Source organism: Streptomyces coacervatus (genome assembly GCF_029223485.1).
Taxonomy (GTDB): domain Bacteria; phylum Actinomycetota; class Actinomycetes; order Streptomycetales; family Streptomycetaceae; genus Streptomyces; species Streptomyces coacervatus.
In genome coordinates this window covers 167,441-174,612 of the sequence record NZ_JARHTP010000024.1, presented here as the reverse complement: position 1 = coordinate 174,612, position 7,172 = coordinate 167,441, and the positions used below count along the sequence as shown (strand labels likewise).

Sequence of the window (7,172 nt, the reverse complement as noted above, 5' to 3'; positions counted from 1 at the left end):
GCCACATACGCGGCCGCTTCGTCTTTGTCTGCCATGACTCGTCCGATCCGCCCGGCCCGAGGGCCCGAGGGCGAGCCCCGGGCCAGGTTTTCACATCACGGACTTACACGATCTTTCAGACACGCTCGGATCACTGTGACTCGCGACGCTGTCCCCGCCGATGCCGCAGTTGCGGGGAACCGGGGCGGAAGGCAGTGCGCGTACTGGTGCCCTGCCGCAGGGCGAGGCTGCCGCGGGGTGCGCAGACTGGAATACGGGATGTATTTCAGAAGGAAGTGCGCCATGGGAACGCTATATGACAACCATGGGGGAGATTGCGGTTCATACAGGTTTGGGTCGATATATGACACAGCCGGAAAGAAGGTCGGTTACGTCGACGATGCGGGCCGCGTGTACGACGACCGGGGGAACAAGAAGGGATACGTCGACCAGCACGGCCGGGTCGAGAACGACTGGGGGTACGGAGCAGGCTCCGTGAACGGTCGCACCATCTACTCGAAAGACGGCTTTGAGGTGGGAGAGCAATCCGAGGGTGCCGCCTTCTACGACATGTACGAACCGTACGTCATACGAGAGGGCCACCGGGCGGGAGCGGGCTACTTGCTGCTGCTCCGTGCTGCCTGAGTGAGCTACCGAAGAGCATCACTGATCTGCAGAAGCGTGGACCGCGTTGCGTGGACCTCCGGTGCTGGGGCGTGAGGGTTCCCGGGTGAGCTTCCTCCGTTGGCATCATCGGGTCTGCCTGGTCATCCGTGCTGGTTCCCGGATCGGGAACCAGTTGGGCGAAGACTCCGAGGGTGGTTAGAAAAGTGACGAGGCCCGTCAGGTAGCCCCTTCGAGGCGGCCCTGGCGGCGAGCGGTCGGACCCACGCCTGTATGACCGTGTTGTGTTTGCGCCCCGGGGGGGAACTCATCGGTTCGGCTTGACGCCGTTCAGGCTCGCAGGTTGATCCACGCCACGAACTGGAGGGCGGCGGCGATCCAGCATGCGGTGGTGTGGGTGAACAGCTCGGGGGTGATGCCGGCGGTGCAGTCGAATTGTGACTCGGCGTGCACGTGTACCTCGCCCATGTCGTCGGTCACTGCGAAGGCTTTGGGCCAGTAGTGGTCGCGGTTCCAGTCGTTGATCTGTTCCAGAAGGTATTGCCTGTTGTCGAGGGCGAACCTTCTGTCGAGGTGGACTTGGTGCACGTAGATGGTGCTGCGGGTGCCAGCGGTGAGGAAGCACATGCAGCTGTCAGGCCAGAGGGTGATGACGTCGCCATCGCCGTCGATGAGGAACCGCACCTCAAGAGTTCGGAGCGTCTCCTTGATCAGGTCGCGGCTTATCGACCCCGGCTCGGGCCTTGAGGAATCGGCGTTCATGGGATGTTGCCTCGCTTTCCAGAGGTTGGCCTCTGCCCCATGCACCTAGTCGGGAGCCCGTGTGACGGGAAGCTGAGGGACCGCTCGGGCAGGGTGCTGCTCTGGAGCGAGAATCAGCGGCGCTCGGTGGGAGCCTCGGGGAAGGCACAGCATGTGCCTTCCCCGAGGGCCGCGGCGCTCCTCAATCCTGTTCGTCGTGGCGGAGTTGTTGTGCTGTGAACTCCAGCGCGTGGGTGTCGACGGGCAGGGCCGGGTGAAGGTATCCAGATGGCCGGTGATGGCTACCGTTCGGGTAGGTGTTGATCGTTTCGGGGCCACAGCCCCCGTGGTAGCTCCGAGCGAGCAGCAGTATCTGGTGGGCGGCGCCCAGGCCGTCACCGGCAGCAGTCGTCACCCGACGGGAAAGGCGTTCCCCCGCGCGCTGCAGGAGCCGGATCTGCTGGGCCAGCTGATCGGCTTGGCCGCGCTCCGCCTGCTGCCGGGTGCGGACGGGGAGTAGCTGGGCGGTGAGGTGGTCTGCCTGTTCGCTGAGGATGGACCCGTCGTGGTACTCCACGGAGAGCACGACCAGGTTGACCGCGACGGTGATCACGGCGAAGAAGGCGCCCAGGGTCCAGGCCAGGGTGGGCGGCAGGCCGGAGGCGGCGGAGTCGGAGACGATCCGGTAGGCCATGATCCAGCCGGCGCCCGCCAGGAGTGCCCCGAAGAGGCACAGTTGGACGATGGGGATGACGCGTCCGCCCTTGGGGAGCCGGAGATGACCATGCTCGTCCTTGTGGGCGCGCAGCGACTTTCCGAACATGCGTAGCGCGAGCGCCACCCCGGCGGTGCCGAACAGGGCGAACACCCCGGTCATCACCAGTTCGAAGGGCGTACTCATGAGGTTCGAGAAGTCGACGTTGAAGACCGAGCCGAGAAAGTAGAACAGCACCGGGTAGTCGATGAGTGCAACGCGCAGGGCCCAGCGCCGCAGCCGTGGGTCCACGCGGCGGTGGAGCAGGCTGCCCCGGTCGACGTCCGCGGTGATGGAGTCCTGCAACTCCTGGTGGCGGGCGGTGGCTTCGCCCACGGTCAGCAGCTGGCCCTGGGGGCCGACCACGTGGTCGTGGTCCCGGCGCTCGGCAGCGGCTAGCAGGTTCGCCCGGCGCGCGGCGAGACCGTCGGCAGCTTCGGTGAGCTTGCTCAGGTCCCGCTCCCCCTTGGCGAGCACTCGCTCGCCGGAGGCGGCGCCCCGGGTCTCTTCGTACCCCTCACGCTGGGTGCGGGTCTCGGGGGCGCGTCGGGCGCCGATGCGGTGCTGTTCACGCACCAGCGCCAGCACGCTGGCCAGCATGCTGCGCGGGATAGGGCCGCGGCCCAGCAGCGAAGTGAGGACGTCCTTCTTTGAGACAGCTCCCCGGGTAGCCGTCGGGGACAGGGAGCCGTCGGAGGACGGTGGTGAGGTGGTGAATGCGGTGATGGCCATGATCGTGATGTCCTTTATGGGGTGTTCAGCGGGTGGTGGTCGTGGTGTCGAGCAGAACCTCGGTCCTGCGGTTTCTCGAGGCCAGGGCCTCGTTGAAGGAGCCGTTGGTCCAGTTGTGGATGACCGGGTCGAGGTCACCGCGGCCGGTGACTGAGCGCAGGGCACCCCGGGGTGCTCCCAGAGCGACGAGACGGTCCGCGACGGCGCGGGCCCGCCGCAGGCTCAGCTGCATGCCGTCGTGGCCCGGGCCGACGTCGGCAACGTGTCCTGTGATGTCGGCGCGCAGGTGGCGGGTGTTGATCAGCTGGACCAGCGGACGCAAGGCGGCGTCCGCGGCCGGGGACAGGGCCGCGCTGTCGGCTCGGAAGCCGAGCACGGTGTCCGGGAGGGATGCCTTCTGGCTGCCGGGCCGGGGGCCCGGACGGGTTACGGTGAGGGGGACGTTGATGCGGGGGACGGGTTTGGTGGCGGTCGGCGGCATCGCCGCCGCGAGCTCGTCGATGACCTGGCAGCTGCTGGCGTCGGCCAGCGTGCAGATCCGGCGCCAGGTCTCTTGAAGGGTCTGTCGGGCAGCCGGGGGCAGCGCCGACTGACCGCCGGCGGTCTCTCCCAGGCCCGCGAAGGAGATCTGGTGGCCAGACAGATCTGGCAGCAGGTGACGCGCCTTCAGGTCGGCGGCGACCTTCTGCGGATCCCCGGACAGGCCGAGCTGACGGTAGTCCACCGGGTCGGCGGTCGACAGGCCGGAACTGATCACGATGATCCGCGTATGAGACTGCACCCGGGCCGCCCGGTCGAGCAGGTTCAGAAGATCGAGCCCCGGGGCGCCGGACCGGGCGGTCCTGAGCCGGCTGTCGAACGCCTCGAGTCCCTTCTGGATCTTGCCTTCACGCTGGCGGGGGCTGTGCTCAACGGCGCCATTGCTGCGGCGGGGCGTGAGGTCTGCGGCGAAGGCCAGCTGCGGCCGGGCACCACCGCCCACGAGCAGCCTCACCACAGCATCCCCAGGCCGCTTCGACGCAGCTGCGGCCTGGTGCAGCTCCTTCATCACCGACTCGGGCAACGCCGGGGCGGGCTCAGCGCTCGTCGCGGTGACGGCGACCGTGACATCGGCAGGCTTGTGATGCGGTGACGAGCAGCCGGTCGCGGCCACAGCCGTGCTGGCCACCGCCACCGCGGTCAACACAGGCCCGACTATCCGGCCAAGAACACGATGCATAAGAAACACTCCTCTCATCCGGCCCCCGGGCGGGGCCGTCACACTGTGGCTGCTGGCGGGACTTCGCGTGACGGGAAACCCAGCCGCCCCTGCGGGACAGCCCAACCCGAGATGCGGAAAGCACGCAGGTCCTCAAGGACCGTGGAAGGGAAAGGGGCTGACCAATGGCAGGGTGCAGCCCGGAACGGGTGGGACGAGAGCCGGTGTCAGCGCCGCGGGCAGATCGACCGGTCCGGGTCCTTGAGCTTGCGGAAACCGCCACCCTCAATACGGATCCGAAGCATGCATGACGAGAGCGCATGGCAGCGCTGGCGTCCCTGTGACGCACCAGGCCAGGTACGGCGGGACTCCCGGCCAGGCGCCACGGGGCCAGGGCAAGCCGACAGCCAGCAGAATCACGGCGTGCAGCGCGCGGTCCAGGGCGCCCGGAGGGCCATCGCGCCAGCGACACGGGTGAGGGCGTGGCCAGCGCTGCGAGTCCGGACAACCGGAGATCGGGTGGCCCGGCCCCACCTTGCACCTCGTGCGTGCGCGCGGGGATGGGGAGGCGCGCAGAGAATGGCGGGCCTCCCCATCTGGAGGGCTACGCGGGCTCTTCCCGGTGGCCGTTCGTGCTGCCGCCGGATGAGACCGCGGGAAGCGGCGTGTCGTTCCGGCGCCGGGCATCGAGGATGTCTCCGCCTCCGGCGGCGCCGTCGCGCCCTGCCCCGCCTGTGGGAGCAGATTTCTCGGGACTCGCCGGGACCTGAAGCTCCGTCTTCCACGGGTGGTAGAGATTCAGGGCGGCCCGGGCGGTGTCCAGTGCCGGGGTCGGCAGGGTGGGCAGGCGCAGCGCGCCGAAGATCGGGAAGATCCTGCCGGGGTCGGGGATGCCGGGCACGGTACCGCCGGGTGGGTCGGTGTTGATGTCGGGCTGGATGAGGTCGGGCGGAAGCGCCCCGGTGTGGCCGCCGAGCGCGCGGGCCAGCAGCAGTGGCCCGATCGCATCCGCGTATCGCTGGTCCAAGTGCTGGGAGAGTTCGCCCAGCAGTCCTGCCAGCTCCCACCAGACGATCTCGAACCGCTCACGGGCCTTCCGGGCCGCCTCAGAAAGGGCGTCGAGTTCGGCGCGTGCGGCAGCCGCCGCGGCCGCGGCCGCAGCCAGCACCCGCTCCGCGTCATCCGCTGCGCCCGCCAGTGGGTCGGTGGAGCTCAGTCTGTGCCGCGCTGCCAGCTCCCGGCTGGCCCGGGCTGCCTCGTCCCGAGCCTGCTCGGCCGCCCTGAGCCGGCCACCGTGCTCGGCCCTGTCGTGCCTGGCCCGCGCGGCCGCGGCGGCGTGAGAGGCCTCGACGAGGCGGGCGACACCTGCCCGGGCCGGCGTGGCCGCCGCGCTGATCAAAGCATGTCCCGCCAGCAGTGCGGGCAGTACCAGATGCAGTTCGGTGTTATCCCATCGGTCACGGTCGTGCTCATGCCCCAGCACCACCACAGCCTCGATCAGCCGCTCCCTCTCTTCCTCGGACAACGGCTGCATCGTCAGTGGCGGCCCCGCCTCCGGCCCCTGTACCGGCGGCGCGACGCCCGCCGACCTCTTGCTGATTCCGAAAGGCATGATCTTCTCCTTGATTCCCGAGACACGGCACCGCGATTCGATGCCTGTACAGAGCACCCACGGGCTGTGCTGGCTGTGACGGGAATGGGGACGCCCCCTCATCGGAGCGATGCCCCGGTGGCTGCGGAGCTGCCATGGCCATGCCCCGGGTGACCATGCGAAGGGCAGGCACAGGCTCGCGGGACTATGGCTGCTGGGACATCCTTGAAGCACGGCGACGGTTGGAGCACGTGGGGCAGCGGTCCGCAGACACGGCCGGACAGAGCGCACAGCACCGCAGGCGCCGAACGGAGACAGCTGATGGATCCAACGAACGCAGACAAGACCCGGGGCGGGCAGTCGATGGCCGATGCCTGGCCGGAGATCCAGCAGCGGGTCTTCGGTTCAGTGCTGTACTTGGACCGCGCCTGTGAGTTCCAGGCGCGCCCCGGTGAGCCCGGGACAGAGGAACTGGCAACCCGGGACAGGGGAAACGCGTTGCAGGAAGACGACTTCAGTTCGGACTTCCACGCGCTCATCGTCCGGCTGGTGGCCGAATTGGAGCTCCCGGCAAGGAATCTGCTGCGGCTCAAGCGGTCCACCTGGACGGCGCTGAAGAACTCGGCCCTGGCCGAGGATCGGGTGGTGCTGAGCGCGGGCACTCATGTGGGGCGGGTCGCACGAATCACCTGCACGCGGGCGATCTACGGCTCGGGAAAGGTGTCCTGGACGTGGATACCGGCCGAGCGGCGACGGTGGCATCCCGTGCCCAGCACGAAAAGCGCGGAGGAGGCCTACCTGCAGCAGCAGGATCGGCACGAGGACGAAGCCCAGTTCGAGCAGGACCTGGCAATCCTGCTCCAAGCGGTCAATACGTACGCCGCCCAGAACGCCTGCTGCCCCGTACACGAAACCTTGCACGCGTACCGCAACCGAGCGGCCAACCAGAAAGTCCCCGTCGCAGTCTTCACGCTGGTCAACCAGCTGGGTGATCTACGGCCAGTCGATCAGGCCAGTCGGTCCAAGCAGATCAGAGTGGACGACGTACTTGCCGAGGCCTTGGCCGAAGCAGACCCTGACACGTTTGCGCAAGGCGGGAACCGGGCGCGTAAGGCCCGGTCCCGGCTATACCCCTGCCTGGGCACTTGGCTGATCCACACGGCCTGGCTGGCGGCATCCGCCGGGAGGCCCGGACTGCTGTTCGCGATCGCGAGCGAGCTGGGCCGGACGGCGGTGGCCGAACACATACTGACCCGCCTCGGCGACTATGCGAGCGAGTGCAGCCGGCGGGGAGGCAATCCGGACCCGGTGGAGGCCGCCCTGGAGCAGACGGAGGACTCGGTTTCCTGGTTGGGAAGCCCGGACCGCCTCCGCCATACCGCTGATCACCGCGCCGGCCTGCGTACGAAACTGGGGTCTGAACTTGAAACGACGTCCGGTGCCGTGACTAAGCACGCGAAGGACTGCCCACGCCCGGACGCCGCTGCCGTACTCACCCAGACAGCAGGGGCGCTGAACCGGCTGGCCGCCGTCTTCATCATCTGAAAGGGGCA

At 68.3% G+C, this 7,172-nt stretch carries 6 protein-coding genes; 2 read left to right on the top strand and 4 right to left on the bottom strand.

Annotation, left to right across the window (positions count from 1 at the left end; translation table 11 throughout):
- The first annotated feature begins 282 nt into the window (after positions 1 to 282).
- Positions 283 to 624, top strand: a complete 342-nt coding sequence (locus tag P2Q00_RS43090; RefSeq protein ID WP_275780227.1) for a hypothetical protein — start codon at positions 283 to 285, stop codon at positions 622 to 624.
- A gap of 309 nt (positions 625 to 933) precedes the next feature.
- On the opposite strand, the gene P2Q00_RS43085 is transcribed toward P2Q00_RS43090, so the two are convergent.
- The 4 genes from P2Q00_RS43085 to P2Q00_RS43070 all read right to left on the bottom strand — a co-directional run bounded on the left by P2Q00_RS43085 (position 934) and on the right by P2Q00_RS43070 (position 5,640).
- The gene (locus P2Q00_RS43085; RefSeq protein ID WP_275780226.1) at positions 934 to 1,365 is read right to left on the bottom strand and encodes a type III secretion system chaperone family protein; all 432 of its coding nucleotides are present in this window, start codon (positions 1,363 to 1,365) and stop codon (positions 934 to 936) included.
- A gap of 181 nt (positions 1,366 to 1,546) precedes the next feature.
- Positions 1,547 to 2,830: a hypothetical protein gene (locus tag P2Q00_RS43080; RefSeq protein WP_275780225.1), complete on the bottom strand. Its 1,284-nt coding sequence runs from the start codon at positions 2,828 to 2,830 to the stop codon at positions 1,547 to 1,549.
- A 25-nt stretch (positions 2,831 to 2,855) separates the two neighbouring features.
- Positions 2,856 to 4,049 carry an OmpA family protein gene (locus P2Q00_RS43075; RefSeq protein ID WP_275780224.1) on the bottom strand — a complete coding sequence of 398 codons (1,194 nt, stop codon included), beginning with the start codon at positions 4,047 to 4,049 and terminating at the stop codon, positions 2,856 to 2,858.
- Between the two features lie 583 nt (positions 4,050 to 4,632).
- On the bottom strand, positions 4,633 to 5,640 hold the full coding sequence (locus tag P2Q00_RS43070; protein ID WP_275780223.1) for a hypothetical protein: 1,008 nt from the start codon (positions 5,638 to 5,640) through the stop codon (positions 4,633 to 4,635).
- A 300-nt stretch (positions 5,641 to 5,940) separates the two neighbouring features.
- On the opposite strand from P2Q00_RS43070, the gene P2Q00_RS43065 reads away from it, so the two are divergent.
- Entirely contained in the window at positions 5,941 to 7,164 is a 1,224-nt protein-coding gene (locus P2Q00_RS43065; protein ID WP_275780222.1) for a hypothetical protein, read from the top strand.
- Positions 7,165 to 7,172: the final 8 nt, after the last annotated feature.